Consider the following 20,207-nt stretch of genomic DNA (forward strand, 5'->3'; position numbering starts at 1 on the left):
GTTGAAGAATTCGTGGCCTGCACCATGTTGGCTAGCTAAACACGGTGAGTGTCTAACTTTCGGGGGGCGGTCCACGGGGATCAACGCGGTTGCGTGATTGGCAGTGCCAATCAGCGGTAGTTGCCGCGGAAACACGCTGGTCGCGCGGGAAAAAAATACGTGATTGGCACTGCCAATCAAATGAAGCCCACGAAATGAAGTCTATGTAACGGTTGACGCGGTGGTTTAGACTTAGCAGACAGAACCGACTTAATAGTCAATGTCTTATGAAGGTCGTATGAAGTCGGGCGGCGCGCACCCCGTGCAGTGCATGCCCGGAAGCGCGTCCGATGTGGAGGATCACCGTGAAGAAGATTATGGCAGCCGCACTCGCTGCGGCCCTGACGTTCACCACCGCTGCCCCGGTTACGCCTGGGGTGGCTGCAGCCGAAACGCCGACTGCCAGCAAAAAGTACTCGGAGATCTACCCAGTAACAATGTATGGCTCGGTCAAAAAGGCCGGACCGGTCACTCAATCGTTTGAAGTCACTGTTGATGACGGCATTGGCGGGAAGTCCGTCAAGGCAATTGAAGAGGTCACAGACAAGCGGAGCAGTCAAGAAAACGTCATCTTCACGTTGAAAACATATTCTGCCGGAAAAGCGAGGGGCGAAATAACCCTCGGTAACGAAGCGATCTACCCGGCGCAATTCTATGCCAGCTATGAAGTCACAATTGTTTACACCGATAACAGCAGAGCGAAGGCAACTGGCAGCCTCTCCATTGAGCCCATGGATACGTTGGTGGATCGGTCGAAGCCGCGAGAAGACACGCCTACAGGCGGCACCGGAAACCAAGGCGGCACGGGCAACCAAGGCGGCACGGGCAACCAGGGCGGCGGGAACGCGCTGAGCAGCGCGGATGGCACGCCAACAGAGTTGGGGCGCACGCTATCGATTGTTGGGGGGATTGTCGCGGCGTTGGCGGTTGTGTTGGGTGTGGGTGCGTTGTTTATGAATGCGCAGGTACCGTTCCGCAGGTAAGAAGAGCGTAATTCGCTTCGTTGTTGGCCCGCTGCGCTACTGTGTTATAAGGACACGGGGTGCCGCGGGTCTTGTGCGTGCGGCTGAGAAATACCCGTTGAACCTGATCCAGGTAATGCTGGCGAAGGGATGTTCGGGTGCATTGACCGCGCGTTTCTTCGTTGGCGTTTAAGAAATCGAACGAAGAATGGGAGCGGCAAATGACGGTGACAAATGCGGGTGCGGCGCAGCTTTTGGCAGCAGTGCGGGAGCAGACCCCTTTGGTGCAGTGCATTACTAACTCGGTGGTGACCAATTTCACGGCGAACGTGCTGTTGGCGTCGGGTGCGGCGCCGGCGATGACGGACATCGTGGGGGAGGCGGGTCTGTTCGCGGGTATCGCTAGCGGTGTGCTGATCAATCTGGGTACGCCGACGCCGGAGCAGCGGGAGGCGTCGCGTGAGGCAGTGGCGGGTGCCGCGGAGGCGGGCACACCGTGGGTGCTGGACCCGGTGGCTGTCGGCGCGTTGCCGGTGCGTACGGAGCTCGCCCGCGAGCTGGTCGCGGCTGGTCCGACGGCGATTCGTGGCAACGCCAGCGAGATCATGGCGCTTGCAGGTGCGGGCGCGGGCGGCCGCGGCGTGGAGTCTTCCGATGAGGTCGATGCCGCGGTGGAGGCCGCCGTCGCTTTGGCGCAGCAGTCCGGCGCGGTCGTTGCGGTGTCCGGACCGAAAGACTTCATCACTGATGGTCAGAACGCGGTGTGGGTAGATGGCGGTAGTGAGTTATTGACCAAGGTCACGGGCGGCGGGTGCGCGCTCGGCGCGCTGATCGCGGCATTTTTGGGGGCCCGCGGTGAGGCTTCGGCGCTCGAGGCGGTTGCGGCCACGCACGCGTTCTACTCGCTCGTCGCGGAGCGCGCCGCGGCGAAGGCTCACGGCCCCGGCACGTTCGCAGTCGCGCTTATCGACGAATTGTCGTCCGTGACCCCGGATGACCTCGCCGCGGTGACGAGCATCAGCGCAACGACAACGAGTGAGAACTAATGAATATTCCAGAAGGTATTTACCTGGTCACGGACAAGGCTTTATGCGGTGAGCGTGGCGTTGTGGAGACGGTCCGCCTGGCCGTTGACGGTGGGGTGACCACGGTACAGCTGCGCGATAAAGATGCAGGCCGCGATGATCTTGTGCGCCAACTCGAGGAGCTGGCGGGCGTAATTGATGGCCGCGCAACGCTCGTGGTCAATGACGCCTTAGACGCTGCGGTGGAAGCGCGTCGTCGGGGCATTCCTATCGACGGTGTGCACGTAGGCCAATCCGATGAGGACGCAACGGTGGCGCGTGCGCATCTCGGGCCGGACGCTGTCGTGGGCCTGTCGGCGAGCAACCGGGAGGAATTCGCTGAGATCAGCACCTGGCCTGCCGGAACGGTGGACTACGTCGGTGTTGGTGTTATCCGGCCGACGGCGACGAAGAAAAACCACCCGCCGGCGCTCGGCATCGAGGGATTCGGCGAGCTCACCCGCATTGCGCCGGTGCCGACGGTGGCGATTGGCGGTGTCGGTGCCGGAGACATCGTTGGCCTTCGCCAGGCGGGAGCGCACGCGGTGGCGGTGGTGTCCGCGATCTGTGCAGCAGAAGATCCCCGGGGTGTTGCTGAGCAAATGTCTGCCCTGTGGATAAGTGCTTAGGCACGTGTCCGGTGGTGTCACCCCCGGCCGATAGGATGCAGCCATGACTCACACGAGATCCCGGGTATCCCAGTTCTTTGCCATGGTGATGGCGCTGCTCACCGTCGCGGCGCTCGCGACAACACTCGCGGCGTGCAGCGACGGCGGCGCGGGCGAGGGGGAGAAGATCCTCTTCGCTCCGGACTGGACGCCGAACACGAACCAGACCGGGTTATTCGTGGCCAAGGCGAAGGGATTCTTCGAAGACACCGGGATCGACGTGGAGATCCTGCCGTACAACGAAGCCGGCACCGATGTTCTGGTGGACTCCGGCCAGGCGACGTTCGGGATGGGAACCCAGGATCGATTGACCATTGCCAAATCTGCGGGGGCGGACATCAAGTCGGTCATGGCAGTTGAGCAGCATTGGGCAACCGAGATCGCGGTCTTGGCAGACCGGGCTGATATTAAAAGCCCCAAAGACCTGGACGGAAAGACCTTCGGCGGCTTCGGTGAACCCGCGGATGAAGCAATCCTCAAAGGCGTCATCCAGGCCGCTGGCGGCAAGGGCGAGTTCGACTCCGTGGTGCTAAACACCAACGCCTATGAAGCGCTGTACAACAAGGAAGTGGATTTCACCATTCCGTACGTGGCCTGGGAGTCCATTGAGGCTAAAAAGCGCGGCATCGATCTGAAAGGCTGGCGCTATACGGACTTCGGTTTCCCGGATAACTACCAGATCATCATCTTTGGCAACCAGGACTGGATGGCGCAGCACCCAGAAGAAACAACAAAATTCGTCCAGGCAGTGCAGCGCGGCTACCAGTACGCCATCGACAACCCGGAAGACGCTGCGAAGATCCTCCAGGAGGAAAACCCCGAGTTGCTCACAGACCTGGACCTATTAATTGAGAGTCAAAAGACGCTTTCCGGTGAGTTCATGCGAGACGCCGACGGCAAGTTCGGCCGTCAAACCGAAAAGCAGTGGGCAGACCTGGGTGCCTTCTTATACGACAACAATCTGCTGGTAGACCGTGACGGTAAGCCCTTGGCCAACCAGCCGGAGTGGAAGAACTTCTTCACCAATGAGTACCTCGCCGACTAAAACCGCCCCCAGGCCCAGCCGCACCCGGATCCTGCGCGGGGACACGGCATCGAACATCATTGTGCCGGTGGTGTTCCTCGCCATCGGACTGGTCATTTGGGAGATAGCCGTCCGCGCAAGCGGGGTGCGCCCGCAGGTGATGCCTGCCCCAAGCCGCGTGGTGGAAGCCGGATGGTCGCAGCGTGAGGTGATCGGCCAACACGCACTCGCCACAATCCAGGTCACCCTGGCCGGTTTCACGCTGTCGTTGATCTTGGCGTGGCTCATCGCCATCGCCATTGACTTCTCGCCGGCCTTGCGCCGCGGGTTGATTCCGATTCTGGTGGCGTCGCAGACCATTCCCGTCGTCGCCATCGCACCGCTCATGATTATTTGGTTCGGCTTCGGCCTCGTGCCAAAGATGCTGGTCGTTGCGCTTGTGACGTTCTTCCCCATGACCGTCGGGTTGGTGGAAGGTTTCAGCCGCGCGGACGCGGAATCGTCTAATCTTCTGCGTTCCATGGGCGCGGGAAGGATAAAGGAATTCCTCTATGTGCGCTTGCCGTCGGCGATGCCGCAATTCTTCACGTCGTTACGCATTGGCATTACCTACGCGATGACCGGCGCGATTTTCGCGGAGTATGTGGGCGCGCGTCGGGGCCTGGGCATCTACATGAGCGTGCAGAAAAACGCGTTCCGCACGGACCTTGTTCTCGCAGCCGTCGCGGTCACTGCGTTCATCTCGATCCTGCTGTACATGTCTACTTACCTGCTGGAACGCGCCACAATCCCGTGGCACATCAAAGAGAGGCGGGCGCGCAATGTCTGACACAGGTTCGACTCCCCGTCTGCGGGTGGACGGAATCACGCGAGAGTTTGTCGTCGATAAGCATGAGCGGCGCCTTGTGTTAGATGACATCTCTTTCGATGTCGCGCCGGGCGAGTTCATTTCCCTCGTCGGCCCCTCGGGCGCGGGCAAATCCACGCTGTTCAACATCATCGCGGGCCTTGATACGCCCACGTCGGGCCGCGTGCTTATCGACGGCCGGGAGGCGACAGGCAGCACCGAACACGCTGCGTACATGCCACAAAAAGACTTGCTTTTCCCGTGGCGCACCATCGCCGCGAATGCTGCGCTGGGCCTTGAGGTGCAGGGGATGAATCGCCAGGAGGCACGCGCGAGGGTGCGCGAGTGGTTCCCGCGCTTCGGCCTTGAGGGTTATGAGGACGCTCATCCGTTTGAGCTCTCCGGCGGTATGCGTCAGCGCGCGGCTCTGCTACGCACAGTGGTTCAAGATCGTCGCATCTTGCTTCTCGACGAACCGTTTGGCGCCTTGGATTCCCTGACCCGCCAACAGCTTCACGCGTGGTTGCAGGGCGTGTGGGCTGAAAATGATTGGACGGCGATCTTGATTACGCATGATGTGCGGGAGGCTGTCGCGCTGTCCGATCGCGTGATTGTGTTAAGCCCGCGCCCGGCGCGTATCCGCGGGATTATTGACGTGGATTTGCCGCGACCGCGGTCGATTGAAGACACGGCGAGCCGGGAATTTGCATCGGTCGAAAAGCAGATCTTTGACACACTTCTGGCTGAGTAAGTCCCGTGTACCTCAGCATGTGAGGCAAATCACATATTAGATGTTGGTGATTACTTGTGCCTGCGACTACGCAACCTGCCCTGCATTTTCGCTCTGCTCTGACCGACGCCCTGCCTGCCCCCGGCGGTACGGGCGGGCCCTGAGTGTCCTAGACCTTTGAAATTCCCTGACGATTCTCTACATTCTTAACCAGAACTTAGAAAACATTAAGTCCTAATGTGGGTTTAGTAAGAAAATCCTCACAGCTGCATAAAATGCGCTAGGGGATGCTCACGTGAGTGAAAGGGAATACCGAAAATGAACCGCAAATCGACCTCGCCGCTGGCGCCGCGCCTATCGCGCAAGCTGGTTGCGGCCGTACTGGCTGGCTGCCTCACCGTCAGTGGCACTGTCGCCGTCGGGCCCACAACGCCTGTCGCTGCGGCGCGGAGTGCCGTGGCTAACGCGGACCTGAGCAGCTACGAGCCCCTGCCTTCTTCCGTCGACACCTCCCTGCTGATGCAGACCCCCAAGGTCAACGACTCGAACCTTCTTGAAGTCCCCGGCCTGGGCAATGGCTGGTGTATCGATGCCGGCGTTCCCACTCCGGGCACCAATGAGTACGTTCCCGCGAAGCTCACCGGCGCCTCCGGCCGCTGGTACACCCCTGGCACCACCAGGATCGAGCCGGACCTTCTCAAGTCCGCCATCGCTGTGATGAAACTCCTCCAGGTCGACTACAACAACCGCGACCTAGACGGCGTGAAGAAGAAGACTGCAACCCTCCAAGCCCTGTTGGGCAACGAGGGCGGACACCTCAACAACCTTCGCTACGAGATCCAGCACAACGGCAAGCCCGGCTGGCAGTCCTTCCGCGACAAGCCCACCTACGAAGAGTTCCGCGCCTGGACCGGCTTCGACATCTTCAGAAAGGAATCTCTAACCAGGGCGGACCGCGACCGCTACGCGATCAACCACCAGCTTGTGAAGAACCGCAACTTCGACTCCGTGACCAAAAACGTCGGCGCCTCCGAGTACCTCACCGTCCTCGTCCCGAAGAGCTACACCACCTTCCCACGCGACGCTAAGAAAACGACCCAGCGCATCATCACCATCTACCAGCCGGGCATCACCATCACTGGCGGCGGGAACAACACCGGCGGCGGCACCGACAACACGAACACGAACACGAACACGAACACCAACACGAACACCAACACGAACACGAACACGAACACCAACACGAACACCAACACGAACACCAACACGAACACCAACACGAACACCAACACGAACACGAACACCGTGACCATCGTGAACGGTGGCACCACGGAGCCGAACAAACCGGTCTCTGTCAACGTTGGCGTGAACGTCACCAATCTCGTGGTGGTCAACAATGGTGGTGGAAATGTCCAGGTGAACCAGGACGGCAAGGGCAACGTGGTTGTGAACCCGGGCAGCGGCACCAGCGGCGTGGTGGTTGTTGAAGGTACGGCGGCCGACGGCAGCACCGTTCAGGTCCACGTCACCGTGAACAACAATGTGAACGTCAACACCGGCGGCAGCACCGGCGGCAACAACGGCGGCGGCACGGTGGTCACCCCGCCGACGACTGGCAGTGAGCACGAGTACTCGATCTACACCAACCAGCTGGTCCGCATCGATTTCAACACCACTAACTACACGGTCACGCAGGGCAGCAATCTGGTTACCGTGAAGCTGGAGAACGGCAAGATCGTCGTTCGCCCGGTTGATGGTGCGAATGGCACCGCCGTGATCGTGGTGACGGATTCCAACGGTGGCAAGCACAAGTACACCTTCCACATCACCCCGTACAACGCACCGAAGGTGTCCCAGCAGGTCACTGTCGGATCCACCGTGAACGTGAACATCGATTCCCAACACACGCTCACCGTTGAAAGTGGCGGCGGCAACGTGTCCATCTCCAACACGGGCGGCGGTTACATCATCACTGCTAAGAACCCGGGCACCACGGTGTTGGTTGAGCGCAACCCATGGGGCGTCGTGGTCAAGCGATACGAGATCATCATCACCCAGGTAAACACACCTGCGCCGAAACCCACCCCCACCCCCAATCCCAACCCCAACCCGAACCCCACCCCGAACCCATCCAACGGCTCCGGCAAGGTTGAAATCAAGGACAACGGGAACGGCTCCTGGACCGTCACCAACCCGGGCGGCGGCAAGATAGACGTCGAGTTCACCACCGGCGGCGATTTGGTCGACGTGATCAAGAACCCTGACGGCTCGCTCACCATCCGCTACAAGGAGGGCAAGCAGGGCAACGTGACCTTCTACGTGCTCATTAACGGTGTGCGCGAAGGCGGCGACAAAAAGATCACCAACAACTTCAACCAAGTCATCAACAACAACGGAAGCAGCGTCAACAGCGAACAATCCTCCAGGAGCGAATGCATCGGCCCGATCATCGGTCTCCTCGCTCCGCTGTTGTTCCTGATCCCAGTGGCAATCCTGTCCCAGGTGCGTATCCCAGGCCTGGAGTTCATCAGCGAGGGCATTCGCCGCTTCAACGACGATCTGCAGCGCGGCGTCGGCATCTACGATCAGCGGAAGGCTGAGGCAGCGGGCAACTTCTTTGCTGGTATCGACGGCCGCACGATTGGCCTCGGACTCGGCTCCTTCGCGGTTATCGCCTACGTGCTGGGCATGATGGATCTGGCACTGAAGAACTGCGGCAAGCCGGAGTTCACGTCATCCCACGCCATCGAGCAGGCGAGGAACAAGAAGTAAATAGCAACGCGCAAGCCCTGCTAGTGACCTGGTGATGACCTGGTCCTAGCAGGGCTCTTTGCTTTTGGGGGCGCATCCCCGCTGCCGCATGCCCGACGGCGTATGCCCGGTCCGGGTTAAGTAGCAAAATGTGTGTCTGAGTTTCGGCGTTCTTGCTGATCAGTCTAGGTAAATCGGACGGATATAAGCAGCAAGACCTTATATCCGCCCGATTTGTGTTCAATCCACCGGAATGGCACTCGCATGTGCTAATCGGGGGTTGGTGTGCTTTCCGGGTGAGTAAAAACAGACCACGATGCCCAGTAGAGGGTGTCAGGAAGTTTGTGTGTGAGGCTCTGATCTAGAAGGAGTTTCACCGATAATGACTACGGTGTCACCGAAGAAAAACCATGACCCGGCGAGGGTCAACGAGATCAGCGAGAAGCTGATGGAAAATCCTGAGCTCGCCAGCCTGATCAGCGAGCTGTCGACCACTGCTGATGATGCCAGCGAGCTGGTCAAAGGCCTGCTGCAGGCATCGATCAACGCTGGTATTAAGGCAGAGATGGATGCGCATTTGGGCTATAGCCATTCCGACCGCAAGGCCAAAGCCCAGGTGGAAACCGCGCAGGAGAGCAATCACCGCAACGGGTCGTACACCAAAACCGTCAATTCTGGCTACGGCGCGGTGGAAGTGACCGTGCCCAGGGATCGTGCCGGCACGTTTACTCCCCGGATGGTGCCCAAGGGCGCACACCGGCTCACAGAACTCGACGACATGATCGTCTCGCTCTACGCCGGCGGGATGACAGTGCGCGATATCCAGCATCACCTCGCGACCACCCTTGGGGTGGATATGAGCCCGGATACGATCAGCACCATTACCGATGCGGTGTTAGACGAGGTCATGATCTGACAAAACCGTCAGCTCGACGAGTTTTACCCGGTGATCTTCCTCGACGCGCTACGCGTGAAAATCCGTGACGGCCACCGCGTGGTCAACAAAGCCTGCTATATGGCGGTTGGTGTCGACATGGACGGCATCAAGCACATCCTGGGATTGTGGATCGCCGACAATGAAGACGCTGCATTCTGGGCATCGGTGTGCGCGGATCTGGCCAACCGCGGTGTCCAGGACGTGTTCATTGTGTGCTGTGACGGGCTCAAAGGCTTGCCGGAAGCCGTGGAGGCAACCTGGCCGAATTCCATGGTGCAGACCTGCATTGTGCACCTGATTCGGGCTGCGAACCGGTGGGTGTCGTATCAGGACCGCAAAGGTGTCTCCCGGGCGCTGCGTGAGGTCTACACGGCCGCAAACGAGGACACCGCCCGTGCCGCCTTGGATGCGTTCGAAGCCAGTGAACTGGGCCGGAAATACCCGCAGTCGGTCAAAGTCTGGCGCGACGCTTGGGAGCGGTTCGTGCCGTTTCTGCAGTTTCCGCCGGCGGCACGCCGGGTGCTCTACACCACCAATTCAATCGAGTCGCTGAATGCTGAACTGCGTAAAGCTACCCGCAACAGGGGCCAATTCCCGAACGATACCGCGGCGCAGAAAACGCTGTGGCTGATGATCTGCAACATCGAACAAGCGTGCCGCCCAGCGGGCGAAGAAAGCAAAGCGCGACATTGAATGCAACGGCTATATTGAAGGAGCGAAAGCCACCGGGTGGAAACAAGCCATCAACCAACTAGCCGTGGCTTACCCCGACCGATTCGCGGACTACTTGTAAACCACCCCCCGCACACAAACAATCGGACACCCTCTGCCCGGTATGCGCCTGCTCGCGCGCGCAAGCCGCACACTTGGCGAATACCTAGGCCGCGCCGGATGGCCGCCCTCGGACCGCGACGCTGCGGCTGGCGAGGGAGCGGACCAGGGTCAGACCGAGGAGAGCGCCCTTGCCTTGATCTGGTCGAACTCCTGCTGGGTAATCGCTCCCGAGTCGAGAAGGGCCTTCGCCGAGGCGATCTCATCGGTCGGGCTCGATCCGGCGGAGCCGCCGGCGACGGACTTGATGTACTCATCCTGCCGCTGCTGGAGCTCCTGGTGCGCCTCGACCGCGCGGTCGGTCATCCCCCGACCTCGAACAAGCAGGTACGCGAGCATTCCGATGAACGGCAGCGCGACGATGAACACCACCCACAGCGCCTTCGCGAAGCCGCCGAGGTCCTTGCTGCGGAAGAGATCTCCGAAGATCCACCACAGGGACATGAACCATGCGAAGAAGATAAAGAACTCGAACATGGCGAGTAGGAATGAGCCGTTGTCGCCGAACATCTGCTGACTGCCTCCTGACTGGATGGACGCTGGCCGAGCGGTCCACGCGGACCCCAGCGCACGACGGTTAGGAACAAGGACGTGCCCGGGCCGTCGCCTAACCACGTTAGCAGCTCTTCCTCACCAAGCGTGGTAGCCGGGTTGCGACGCGCTGACCGGGTTGGGCTGGTGAAGACGGGCCTGGGACTCCACGATTCGTAGCGACCAAGCAACGGATCGAGAGGAGTCCCAGGTGAGTGTTGAGGCTACCGTCCTGCCCGCTGCGATGCTCGGCATCTCGGGGTTGGTGGTGCTTGCCGTCGGTGAGTACGGCGGTGAGCTGGAGCTGTTGGTGGAGACCTCCGAGTCGGTGACCGGGTGCCCGCGGTGCGGGGTGGTCGCGGTGGCCCACGGCCGGCGTGAGCATCTGGTGCGTGACATCCCCTCGGCGGGGCGGCCGGTGCTGCTGGTGTGGCGCAAGCGGCTGTGGCGGTGCGCCGAACCGGCGTGCCCGCAACGTACCCGGTCAGTACACCTAATAAAGCGACGTCAGTACGTTCGCTAATGCTCGAGCTGATCTTTCATCGCTCGTACCTCTTGGCTGCCAGCGTGGTCACTTATTCGCAACCGCCCACCGTGCGTTCTCTACACCCCTCACCGTTGCACTCATGTGAGACATTTGAACGCGCTGTGGCCTTATCCGTCCCCGCGGATTGCTCCTCGCCTGTCATTCCTGAAGGGTGTCAGGAAGTTTGTGTGTGAGGCTCTGATCTAGAAGGAGTTTCACCGATAATGACTACGGTGTCACCGAAGAAAAACCATGACCCGGCGAGGGTCAACGAGATCAGCGAGAAGCTGATGGAAAATCCTGAGCTCGCCAGCCTGATCAGCGAGCTGTCGACCACTGCTGATGATGCCAGCGAGCTGGTCAAAGGCTTGTTGCAGGCATCGATCAACGCTGGTATTAAGGCAGAGATGGATGTGCATTTGGGCTATAGCCATTCCGACCGCAAGGCCAAAGCCCAGGTGGAAACCGCGCAGGAGAGCAATCACCGCAACGGGTCGTACACCAAGACCGTCAATTCTGGCTACGGCGCGGTGGAAGTGACCGTGCCCAGGGATCGTGCCGGCACGTTTACTCCCCGGATGGTGCCCAAGGGCGCACACCGGCTCACAGAACTCGACGACATGATCGTCTCGCTCTACGCCGGCGGGATGACAGTGCGCGATATCCAGCATCACCTCGCGACCACCCTTGGGGTGGATATGAGCCCGGATACGATCAGCACCATTACCGATGCGGTGTTAGACGAGGTCATGATCTGACAAAACCGTCAGCTCGACGAGTTTTACCCGGTGATCTTCCTCGACGCGCTACGCGTGAAAATCCGTGACGGCCACCGCGTGGTCAACAAAGCCTGCTATATGGCGGTTGGTGTCGACATGGACGGCATCAAGCACATCCTGGGACGGCACCCGCAGCACCAATCGTCGACATCACCGCAGTCGCCGACTCGGTGTTCATCCGCCCAGCCGACTACTACGACACCACAAAGGAGGGCTAACCAACCATGATCGACATCGACGAGACCACACGCGTGAAACTGCGGGCCCTGCGCCTGTCAACCTTCGCTGACATCTACTTCGCACTCCTCAACGACGACGCCAACGCAGACGAGCTTCCCGAAAACATCTTCCTCGCCGCCGTAGACGAGGCACTCGAACAACGCCGGCAACGCAACGTGGCTAAAGCAATCGCCCAAGCCCACCTGTTTTACCCGCACGCCACCATCGCAGACATCTCCCGCCCAAGCGAACGCGGCATCAACGAGCGGCAACTCAAACGCCTCGCGGCCACCAAATGGCGCGAAGAGCCCACCAACATACACATCCTCGCACCCACTGGTGCAGGAAAAACCTACATCGCCTGCGCACTCGGCGTCGAAGCCTGCCACACCGGGCACAGCGTCGCCTACTTCCGGCTCGACCAACTCACCGCGAAGCTCGCAGTCCTCCCGACCACACACCCCGACTACACCGCCCTGATGAGAAAGCTCATTAACGTCGATGTCCTCATCATCGACGACTTTCTCACCATGAGCATCGACCTGCGTGGACAAGAGGACCTCACCAAAATCGTAATCGAGCGAGACGGGCGCCTGCCGACCATCATCGCCTCCCAATCCACCGCCGCGTACTGGGTGCAAACCATGCCGAACAGAATCGCAGCCGAGTCCCTCGTAAGCAGACTCAACACAGGCCTACGAATCGACATAGGCGACTACGACATGAGAAAAGCTCTCAGCCACCCCACCAACTAACCCACCCCGCACAAGCCGGCGCACAACCAGCGCCGGCCACCCCAGTACCAACAACACAGAAGCCACCAGTACCACCTACGCAAACCACCGGTACCAACCGACCGGGCTCAGCAATTTCCCGCATGGTGCCGTCGGTGCGCAAAGTCCACGACACCATCAAAGACCTCGAAACTCGCACCGCCACTGCCACAGGTGGTGCGCAATCACCAACATCATCTGCTGCGTCAACTAGGCCGGTGGCGCGTCGCGCTCCAGCTGCGCAGGTGTCGCATGTACGGGGCAAAGCAGCGTTCGAGTTCAGTGAGCTTGAATTCGGTGAGGAGGCGTAGAAGCATCATGGCGTTAACCGATGAAGATTTCGACAAGCTCGGCTCGCTGCGCGGCATGCGCGTGTTCGCCGCGACGATCCAAGAGATCGTCAACGACCCCTCGCGCGATAACGACTCCTTCGAAGACAAGATCAAAGAAGCCCTCGAAGCCCAACTCACCGCCCGCGACAACAAGGTCATCCAGACAAGGTTGCGTGAAGCGAAACTCCTTGGCTCAACCGCCGCACTCGAGCGCTTCGATGCCTATCCCGGCCGCGGTGTAACCCAAGACCGCATCGACCGGCTCGCCACCTGCGAATGGGTCGACTACGGCAAAGACCTCATCATCGTGGGAGCTACCGGCACCGGTAAAAGTTTTCTCGCTCAAGCCCTGGCCGTCGCGGCGTGCCGCAAAAAGCTCACCGCCCGTTACTACAGGCTCAACGACCTGGCCAACGATTTCGACGCTGCGGCTGAGCATCCCCAGGCCCGCAAACAACTCCTCGCCGACTTGCAGGCCCCGGCACTTGTCGTCATCGATGACTTCCTCGCCACCGATGTCTCAGCGCACGCGTTGAACCAAGTGTTCAACCTGCTCGTCGGGCGTGAGCATGCCTCTACCGTGATCGCCAGCCAGCACGAACCCGATTACTGGTACGACGTCTTCTCAGAGGCAGCACTGGCGGACGCGGTGATGTCCCGTCTTGCCAACCACGGCTCGAAACTCACCCTGACGGGAGAAGACATGCGAACCCGCAACGACATCAAACAAGAAAGGATGGGCCCTGCCACACCCAAACGGCTGCGTCAACCCCAGAAGCCGTAACCGGGGGTAAAAAACGGGTACCGGCAACCACCAACACCCCGGTACCCGATACCGCCCTACCGGTACCGAAAAGAAACGCCCGTCACCCTGCAACCTACTTGGATGATCTGCTCGCCCAAGCCTCCCCTGACCTGATGCGGCAGATGCTGCAAGGGTTTATCAACCAGATCCTCTCCGCCCAGGCCGACACCGTCTGCGGCGCCGAATACGGCGTTGCTTCCACCGAGCGGGTCAACCACCGCAACGGGTACCGCCACCGCGACCTCGACACCCGTGTCGGCACGATCGACGTGGCAGTGCCGAAACTGCGCCACGCACGCGTTCTTCCCCGACTGGCTACTAGAGCGCCGCTCACGAGCAGAACGCGCGCTGTCGACCGTGATCGCGACGTGCTACCTCAAAGGGGTCTCCACCCGCCGAATGAACGATCTGGTGGCAACCCTTGGGATTTCTAACCTGTCGAAATCGCAAGTCTCGCGGATGTCGGAAGAACTTGACGAGATGGTCGCAGACTTCAAAAACCGCCCACTCGACCCCGGCGGGTACGCCTACCTGTCGTGTGACGCACTCACGATCAAAGTGCGTGAAGGCGGACGTGTGGTCAAATGCTGCGTGCTGCTAGCTACCGGGGTCAACGCCGACGGCTACCGGGAAATGCTCGGCATGCACGTTGCCACTGCGGAATCCAACGCGTCGTGGAAGGGCTTCTTCCAAGACCTCAAGGCCCGCGGGCTTTGCGGGGTCTTCCTTATCACCAGTGATGCTCATGAGGGCATCCAGCACGCCATTTCTGAAGTGCTGCCTGATGCGTCGTGGCAGCGCTGTCGCACCCACTTCGCCAAAAACCTCTACGAAAAGGTGCGGGTCCGGAGAACGTCAACGGAAAATGCTCGAGTGGTACCTCCACACCAAAAAGCAACTGCCTGACGACCCACTAGACATCGCCAGGCAGTGCGATTTTGGCCAAGATCAACTCGTCAAAGTCAACGATCTTGCCGAAGAAGACCACAACAAAGCCGACCAGGAAACAGGACGACCAGCCTTCTACGACAACGCTATCCCAACCGAATACGAACACTCGATAGGAATCAGAAAAGGCCCCATGAAATAACAAACGGTGTGCCCGCCCCACGACACGCCGAGCGGACACACATTTTGCTACTTAACCCCCCGGTCCGGCTCCATTCCTCTAAAGCGGCGATCGAGCCGTTGAGTTTTTGATCGAGCCGTAGCCTGCAAAACTCCAGGTCAGATTTTGCGGAAGTTCAACGGCTCGATCGCCGCGGTCAACGGCTCGATCGCCGCGGTCAACGGCTCGATCGCCGCGGTCAACGGCTCGATCGCCGCGGTCAACGGCTCGATCGCCGCGGTGAACGGCTTGTTCGATCAGCGCGTGATGGGTTAGACCCTTGAGTGGTGCCACTCAGCGCTAGTCGACACGGAAACCTGCAGGTCGTGGCCGACTGATTCTCTTGAGTGGCGTGGCCACTCAGCGAAATCGGCATTGGGCGGCGAGAAGCGGCGGGTACACCGCGGGCTGTGGGTTATACCTGCAGCTCGGGGTGGATGTCCTTCATGCGTACGGTGCGCTGCAGGCGATAGCCAATGCTGCCGGCGATGAAGGACAGGACGCCGATGATGGCCAGGATGATTAACGCCTGGTGGGGACGGTGGTTGCCTTCGGCGCCGCCGAAGAGGCAGAAGCGGACAAGGTCGACGGAGAAGCGCATCGGGTCGATGGTGTGCATCCACTGGATGAACTTCGGCTGGACTTCCGGCGGATAGAGGCCGTTGGAAGAGACCAACTGCAAAGACATCAGGATCATTGCTAAGAACCTGGCGATGGCGGCACCGAGGAGGGAGTTGAGCGCCAGGATCAGGGTCATAAACACCGCGGAGACGAAGACTAGGATGCCCAGCATTTCTGCAGGGTGGACGGGATCCACCTTGAGCAGGAGGGTTTGCACCCACCACAGGTTGAATGCTTGGACCGCGCCGATCAGGACGGCCGGAATCAGGTTGGCCATCATCATGCGCGCCGGGTTCGCGCCGGAATCGATGATGCGGCGGGTCAGTGGATTGTAGATCATGAAAGTGATCAGGCCACCGAACCAGAGCGACAGGGAGAGGAAGAAGGGGGAGAGACCCTGGCCGAAGGTGGTGACATCTTCACCGGTGTTGACCATCCGCACGGGGGAGCTGGCTGCTTCAGACGCCTTGTCTAGACGTTCGCCGTGCCAGCGGGGGAGTTCCTCAGCGCCCTCGGTGATCTTCAGAGCCAGCTCGCCGGAGCCGTCGTCAAGCTGAATCAAGCCGTCGTTGAGCTGGTCCACGCCGACAACCAGTTGGTCGGAACCATCGGCGAGACGTGAGGTGCCGTCGGCAAGCGTGCGTGCGCCCACGACGAGCTGGCTCGTGCCGTCTTTGAGCTGCGTAGTTGCGGCGAGCAGTTGGCCGGAGCCGTCAGAGAGTTGGTGGAGGGCCTGAGCGAGCGTGTCGGCGCCGTTGCCCGCCCGCGCGATGCCGGAACGGAAGTCACTGCCCGGGTCGCCCAGCTGGTACGCCAGCTCATGCGTGCCGTCCTGGAGCGCCTTGACCTGCGCGTAGACGTCGGGGCCGAGGGCAGCGAACTCGCCGCTCGGAGCCAGCTGGCGTTGCAGTTCACGGATCTGGGCGGCGACCTGCTGGGCCGCCGGAACGGGGGAGGCCTCCAGATCACGCAGAGCCTGTTCAAACTGGACGTTGACCTGGCCAAGAGCTCCTGCCACGGCGGCGAGCTGGTCTGTGACGCCGGCGATCTTGTCCACGCCGCCAGCGATCTGGCCTGCGCCATCACCTAGGCGATCGGCCCCGCCCTTAAGAGCACCGAGTCCGTTTGCCAGCTGGTCAGCGCCGTCAGAGGCCTGACTCAGGCCGTCGTTAAGCCGGGCCGCGCCGTCGTGGAGCTGGCCAGCACCGTTGTCCAGCTTCTCAATGCCGCCGACGAGCTCCGGGATTTTGTCGTTCGCGGTGTTCAGACCCTCGTTGAGCTGGCCAGCACCATCGCGCAGTTTCACGCCGCCGTCCTTGGCTTTGCTCGTGCCGTCGTGGAGCTTATTTGCGCCGTCGGAGGCCTGATCCATGCCCTCACCCACGGTGTTGAAGCCGACGAAGAGCTGGTGGGTGATTGTCTCACCGACTGTTTCACTAATCACACTCGTCATCACGCGCGTGACCTGATTTCCCAGCATGGTGGGGATGAAGCCGTTGGTGTTGTTCAGCGTGACGTTGAGTTTGGCAGGATGGGGGTCGTCTTCTTGCACGCTGGTGACGGCCTCGGAGAAGTCGGTGGGGATTTCTACGCCGAGGTAGTACGTGCCGTCGGCGATGCCTTTTTTGGCTTCTTCCGGGCTGACCAGCTCAAAGTGCATGGGCTGAACCTCTAAGAGCTTCTCTTCGACCTCCTTTCCCGCGTACAGCATCTCCCCATCGGGGCCTGGTGCGCCCTTGTCGGAGTTGACCAGCGCGACGGGGACCTTGTTCAGGTTGCCGATTGGGTCGTAGTAGCTCCACACGAACAGGCCACCGAAAAGCAGTGGCAGGATCGTGATGGCTACCAATGCCAGCGGTGGGAGAGTGCCGTGAAGCAGGCGTTTGAAGTGTGTTCCTATGTAAGTTCCGCTGATCATGCCAGCTCCTCTTCATCCGTAGACCAGTGGTGGCCGCGGAGGTCGATCACGTTAACCGGGGCTTCGCCGGGAAATTCTTTTGGTACGTCGTTGACGGTCAGGGCCAATACTGGGACTTTTTCCGCGATGCGGGAGAGGTTGCCCAAAAGTTGGTCGCGTAGTTCCAGGCTGCGCAGCTGGTCGACATCGTCGACGATGAGGAGGCGCGCGTCCGGTCGCGCCACCAGAGCTAAAAGGACACGCAGCTGCAGGCGCGTGGTGGGGTGGAGGTCGCCGACCTTATCGTTGACGTCTAAGTCAGATAATTCGAGGTCCTCGACCCATGGGGCAAGGCGGGAGTGTTGAAGGAGATCGTGGCGGGGAACCGGCACGAAGAAGCGCTGGGACCAGGAGATTTGTTCCCGGATTAGGTCGCGGACGGGGACGAGCCGATCCAGGTCGTCGATAAGCTCCTTGCCCGCGAGAGCGACAGCTGAAAACCTCTCCTTGGGCGTGGACGGGCTTCCGAGCAGATCGACGCTCCCAGCGGTGGGGCGGAAACGCCCGGCGAGAGCGAGGGCAAGCGTAGAAGAGCCTGCCTCGCGGTCATTGATCAAAATGTTGAGGCCTTCTTCTGCATCGAAGGCGTAGGACGAGCCGGTCTTGGTCACAGCCAAGTCGTGCACTCGTAAGACGGGGTCCACTGGACCAACCTCCCCAAGGTTGATTAGTACTACGCCCTACAACTTAGCCTTCCGCGGCCATAAGTGTTAGTTCGATTTTGAGCCACTAACTGGTTCTTTGCACAAACTAGTGGCGCGGATCGGTAGCCTGACGCTGGTCATCGTCGAGCGTGTCCAGGGTGGACAACTGGTCTTCGATGGAGCTCAGCAAGGCCTCATCGCGCTCGGCCGGCTCCTCGCTCAGCGGGCCGTGGGTGGGCTCCTTCTTCACGGGCGCGTTCTTCACAGGCTTCACAGGCGCGGGGTTCAGATTCTTGCGCTCGTGCGTCGGCGCAGAGCTGGGCGCGGAATCTTTGCGGTCATCGCGCACGAAGAAGTAGTAGACCGCCGCGGCGATCGCGGACAACAGGGCGAGGATGCCTACGCCAGCGCCCACTTTGGTGCTCTTTTGCTTGCGCTGCTCCTTCCTTGCCTTCTTCTCCAGCTTGGCGGCGACCTTCTTGTCCTGCACAGCCTGCGCGAATGCGAGACGGCGCTCGTCCAAGCGGTCGTGCGCGGCGCGAGTCACGGCGCCAGCCTGGCGGCGCGCAGCAGCTGCTTCACGCGCCTTCTTGCCGCGCTTCGGCGTGCGCGAGCTCAACGCAGCGATCTGTGCCGCGCGTTCCTCGTCCTCGTGGGCGCGGCCCTCGTTGAGCGCCATCGCGCGCACAGCTTCGTACAGGTCGCGCTGCTTCTCTTTGTCCAGGTTGCGGTAGCGGCCGTATGCCATGCTTGCCAGGCGGTACGCCATGCGGGCGGTGCGGAGGTTCATGCTGGTGCCTTTCGTTGGAAATCGTGTTGCCACCAGCGTAGTGGTAATGAACGGACTTAGTGGACAGCTCTGTTCATTTTCTGTTTCGACGGGGCATTTAAATTCACGTAGTCGTGAAGCGATGTCCTGCGGATTCAGCGCCGCGCGAGGCAGTGACTTGTTAAGCCCGCGGACCGTTCGTTACATTGCGTAACTGAATTGAACCCAAAGCGCTGAGCCCAGCCACCCGATCGCGTGTTTTAAGTACAGCACGCTTAACGACGAAAGGATTCCTTCGTGCAAGGAGGAACTGAATCGTCGAGGTTGTCCCGCCTTTCAGCTTCCGCGCCACTGGATTCCCTCGACGAGGCGCCGGAAGCAAACCGGCGTCCAAGGCGCGCCCGCACGGCGCTGAGTTTTGAGATGATCCCCCCGCGCCACGACGCGGACGAGGCGAAATTAACCGAGCTAATCGAGGGCTTGGCGGCCTACAACCCCGACTACCTTGCGGTGACGAGCTCACGGCGTTCCGGCTGGCTGGAAGGCACAGCGAAATTCATCGAGCGCTTGAGCACCACCACGAACTTTCCCACGATCGCGCACCTCGCGTGCACGGCGGGGACCGAAGAGGAGCTGTCCGAGTGGATCCGCCGGCTCATTGACTCGGGCGTACGCGGATTCTTGGCGCTGCGCGGTGACTTGCCGGAAGGCGAAGACCATCTGCCGGAGGGATACCTCCAGTACGCGACGCAGCTGCTGGTGCTCATCCGCGAGATCGAAGAAGAAAACGCCTACCGGCTGGCGGCGGGCAAGCTGGCGCTGTCGGTGGCCTGCTACCCGTCAGGGCACGCGGAGTCCGCGACCCCGGACCTGGATTTGGACGTCCTTTTGTCCAAGCAGCGCCTCGGCGCGGATTTCGCGATCACCCAGCTCTTCTTCGACGCCGAGGACTTCCTGCGTTTTGCGCAAGAAACCCGCATGGCGGGCGTCCGGATCCCCATCATCCCCGGGATTATGCCCATGACAAGCCTGAAACGGGTTGAGCGCATGGGCGTACTGTCGGGGATCGAGGTGCCTGCGCACGTGCGCGACGCCTTCGAGGCGTGCTCCGACGCGGAAGAAGAGTATGAGGTAGGCATGCAGATGTCTACGGACATCGTGCAGACGCTTCTCGACGCCGGGGTGGGCGGCCTGCACATCTACACGCACAATAATCTTGCAGTAACGGCAGACCTCCTGTCGCGCTGCGGCATCGAACCGAAATAAACCACACGAGAAGGATAGAAACCG

The 20,207-nt window shown here is 60.6% G+C and carries 17 protein-coding genes, 4 pseudogenes and 1 riboswitch; of the genes and pseudogenes, 17 read left to right on the top strand and 4 right to left on the bottom strand.

Annotated features, from left to right (window positions below; translation table 11 throughout):
* Positions 1-344: 344 nt before the first annotated feature.
* The 8 genes and pseudogenes from CAQUA_RS00205 to CAQUA_RS00240 all read left to right on the top strand — a co-directional run bounded on the left by CAQUA_RS00205 (position 345) and on the right by CAQUA_RS00240 (position 9,815).
* Complete coding sequence (locus CAQUA_RS00205; protein ID WP_196825027.1) at positions 345-1,022, top strand: hypothetical protein; 678 nt, start codon at positions 345-347, stop codon at positions 1,020-1,022.
* Positions 1,023-1,067: 45 nt separating this feature from the next.
* Positions 1,068-1,169, top strand: a riboswitch (TPP riboswitch).
* 53 nt (positions 1,170-1,222) lie between these two features.
* The gene (gene thiM / locus CAQUA_RS00210; protein WP_196825026.1) at positions 1,223-2,047 is read left to right on the top strand and encodes a hydroxyethylthiazole kinase; all 825 of its coding nucleotides are present in this window, start codon (positions 1,223-1,225) and stop codon (positions 2,045-2,047) included.
* Entirely contained in the window at positions 2,047-2,694 is a 648-nt protein-coding gene (gene thiE, locus CAQUA_RS00215; RefSeq protein ID WP_196825025.1) for a thiamine phosphate synthase, read from the top strand. Before thiM ends, thiE begins: the two co-directional genes overlap by 1 nt.
* 43 nt (positions 2,695-2,737) lie before the next feature.
* On the top strand, positions 2,738-3,778 hold the full coding sequence (locus CAQUA_RS00220; protein WP_196825024.1) for an ABC transporter substrate-binding protein: 1,041 nt from the start codon (positions 2,738-2,740) through the stop codon (positions 3,776-3,778).
* On the top strand, positions 3,759-4,586 hold the full coding sequence (locus CAQUA_RS00225; protein ID WP_196825023.1) for an ABC transporter permease: 828 nt from the start codon (positions 3,759-3,761) through the stop codon (positions 4,584-4,586). Before CAQUA_RS00220 ends, CAQUA_RS00225 begins: the two co-directional genes overlap by 20 nt.
* Positions 4,579-5,355: an ABC transporter ATP-binding protein gene (locus CAQUA_RS00230; protein ID WP_196825022.1), complete on the top strand. Its 777-nt coding sequence runs from the start codon at positions 4,579-4,581 to the stop codon at positions 5,353-5,355. The genes CAQUA_RS00225 and CAQUA_RS00230 overlap by 8 nt, the downstream gene beginning before the upstream one ends.
* 297 nt (positions 5,356-5,652) lie before the next feature.
* Positions 5,653-8,106 carry a hypothetical protein gene (locus CAQUA_RS00235; RefSeq protein WP_196825021.1) on the top strand — a complete coding sequence of 818 codons (2,454 nt, stop codon included), beginning with the start codon at positions 5,653-5,655 and terminating at the stop codon, positions 8,104-8,106.
* A gap of 361 nt (positions 8,107-8,467) precedes the next feature.
* Positions 8,468-9,815 (top strand): annotated as a pseudogene (locus tag CAQUA_RS00240) (IS256 family transposase).
* Positions 9,816-9,964: 149 nt separating this feature from the next.
* Here the strand turns inward: CAQUA_RS00240 and CAQUA_RS00245 are convergent.
* Positions 9,965-10,468, bottom strand: a complete 504-nt coding sequence (locus CAQUA_RS00245) for an SHOCT domain-containing protein (protein ID WP_290178435.1) — start codon at positions 10,466-10,468, stop codon at positions 9,965-9,967.
* Positions 10,469-10,595: 127 nt separating this feature from the next.
* Between CAQUA_RS00245 and CAQUA_RS00250 the strand changes: the two genes are divergently transcribed.
* The 8 genes and pseudogenes from CAQUA_RS00250 (at position 10,596) to CAQUA_RS00285 (ending at position 15,202) form a co-directional block, all read left to right on the top strand.
* Positions 10,596-10,907, top strand: coding sequence for a transposase family protein (locus CAQUA_RS00250; RefSeq protein ID WP_010189373.1), 312 nt, complete (start codon positions 10,596-10,598; stop codon positions 10,905-10,907).
* A gap of 227 nt (positions 10,908-11,134) precedes the next feature.
* Positions 11,135-11,812, top strand: a pseudogene (locus CAQUA_RS00255) (IS256 family transposase); the annotation flags it as partial.
* Between the two features lie 101 nt (positions 11,813-11,913).
* Positions 11,914-12,663, top strand: a complete 750-nt coding sequence (locus tag CAQUA_RS00260; RefSeq protein WP_196825020.1) for an ATP-binding protein — start codon at positions 11,914-11,916, stop codon at positions 12,661-12,663.
* A gap of 122 nt (positions 12,664-12,785) precedes the next feature.
* Positions 12,786-12,992 carry a hypothetical protein gene (locus CAQUA_RS00265; RefSeq protein ID WP_196825019.1) on the top strand — a complete coding sequence of 69 codons (207 nt, stop codon included), beginning with the start codon at positions 12,786-12,788 and terminating at the stop codon, positions 12,990-12,992.
* A 7-nt stretch (positions 12,993-12,999) separates the two neighbouring features.
* On the top strand, positions 13,000-13,797 hold the full coding sequence (locus CAQUA_RS00270) for an ATP-binding protein (RefSeq protein ID WP_196825018.1): 798 nt from the start codon (positions 13,000-13,002) through the stop codon (positions 13,795-13,797).
* Between the two features lie 98 nt (positions 13,798-13,895).
* Positions 13,896-14,646 (top strand): annotated as a pseudogene (locus tag CAQUA_RS00275) (IS256 family transposase); the annotation flags it as partial.
* A gap of 16 nt (positions 14,647-14,662) precedes the next feature.
* Positions 14,663-14,908 (top strand): annotated as a pseudogene (locus tag CAQUA_RS00280) (IS1249 family transposase); the annotation flags it as partial.
* Between the two features lie 144 nt (positions 14,909-15,052).
* Positions 15,053-15,202 carry a hypothetical protein gene (locus CAQUA_RS00285; RefSeq protein ID WP_196825017.1) on the top strand — a complete coding sequence of 50 codons (150 nt, stop codon included), beginning with the start codon at positions 15,053-15,055 and terminating at the stop codon, positions 15,200-15,202.
* A 139-nt stretch (positions 15,203-15,341) separates the two neighbouring features.
* Here CAQUA_RS00285 and CAQUA_RS00290 read toward each other — a convergent pair whose 3' ends face one another.
* From CAQUA_RS00290 to CAQUA_RS00300, 3 genes are all read right to left on the bottom strand, one after another.
* The gene (locus CAQUA_RS00290) at positions 15,342-17,465 is read right to left on the bottom strand and encodes a YhgE/Pip domain-containing protein (RefSeq protein WP_231375514.1); all 2,124 of its coding nucleotides are present in this window, start codon (positions 17,463-17,465) and stop codon (positions 15,342-15,344) included.
* Entirely contained in the window at positions 17,462-18,148 is a 687-nt protein-coding gene (locus tag CAQUA_RS00295) for a hypothetical protein (RefSeq protein ID WP_196825016.1), read from the bottom strand. The genes CAQUA_RS00290 and CAQUA_RS00295 overlap by 4 nt, the downstream gene beginning before the upstream one ends.
* A gap of 106 nt (positions 18,149-18,254) precedes the next feature.
* Complete coding sequence (locus CAQUA_RS00300) at positions 18,255-18,938, bottom strand: hypothetical protein (RefSeq protein WP_196825015.1); 684 nt, start codon at positions 18,936-18,938, stop codon at positions 18,255-18,257.
* A 276-nt stretch (positions 18,939-19,214) separates the two neighbouring features.
* Here CAQUA_RS00300 and CAQUA_RS00305 point away from each other — a divergent pair, with 276 nt between their 5' ends.
* The gene (locus CAQUA_RS00305) at positions 19,215-20,183 is read left to right on the top strand and encodes a methylenetetrahydrofolate reductase (RefSeq protein WP_196825014.1); all 969 of its coding nucleotides are present in this window, start codon (positions 19,215-19,217) and stop codon (positions 20,181-20,183) included.
* Positions 20,184-20,207: the final 24 nt, after the last annotated feature.

Source organism: Corynebacterium aquatimens (assembly GCF_030408395.1).
Classification (GTDB): domain Bacteria; phylum Actinomycetota; class Actinomycetes; order Mycobacteriales; family Mycobacteriaceae; genus Corynebacterium; species Corynebacterium aquatimens.

Coding starts and splice junctions, on each gene's coding strand:
- thiE (WP_196825025.1), top strand. CDS start 2,047: ATGAATATTCCAGAAGGTATTTACCTGGTCACGGACAAGGCTTTATGC.
- CAQUA_RS00230 (WP_196825022.1), top strand. CDS start 4,579: ATGTCTGACACAGGTTCGACTCCCCGTCTGCGGGTGGACGGAATCACG.
- CAQUA_RS00260 (WP_196825020.1), top strand. CDS start 11,914: ATGATCGACATCGACGAGACCACACGCGTGAAACTGCGGGCCCTGCGC.
- CAQUA_RS00290 (WP_231375514.1), bottom strand. CDS start 17,465: ATGATCAGCGGAACTTACATAGGAACACACTTCAAACGCCTGCTTCAC.
- thiM (WP_196825026.1), top strand. CDS start 1,223: ATGACGGTGACAAATGCGGGTGCGGCGCAGCTTTTGGCAGCAGTGCGG.
- CAQUA_RS00265 (WP_196825019.1), top strand. CDS start 12,786: ATGGTGCCGTCGGTGCGCAAAGTCCACGACACCATCAAAGACCTCGAA.
- CAQUA_RS00220 (WP_196825024.1), top strand. CDS start 2,738: ATGACTCACACGAGATCCCGGGTATCCCAGTTCTTTGCCATGGTGATG.
- CAQUA_RS00270 (WP_196825018.1), top strand. CDS start 13,000: ATGGCGTTAACCGATGAAGATTTCGACAAGCTCGGCTCGCTGCGCGGC.
- CAQUA_RS00235 (WP_196825021.1), top strand. CDS start 5,653: ATGAACCGCAAATCGACCTCGCCGCTGGCGCCGCGCCTATCGCGCAAG.
- CAQUA_RS00300 (WP_196825015.1), bottom strand. CDS start 18,938: ATGAACCTCCGCACCGCCCGCATGGCGTACCGCCTGGCAAGCATGGCA.
- CAQUA_RS00225 (WP_196825023.1), top strand. CDS start 3,759: ATGAGTACCTCGCCGACTAAAACCGCCCCCAGGCCCAGCCGCACCCGG.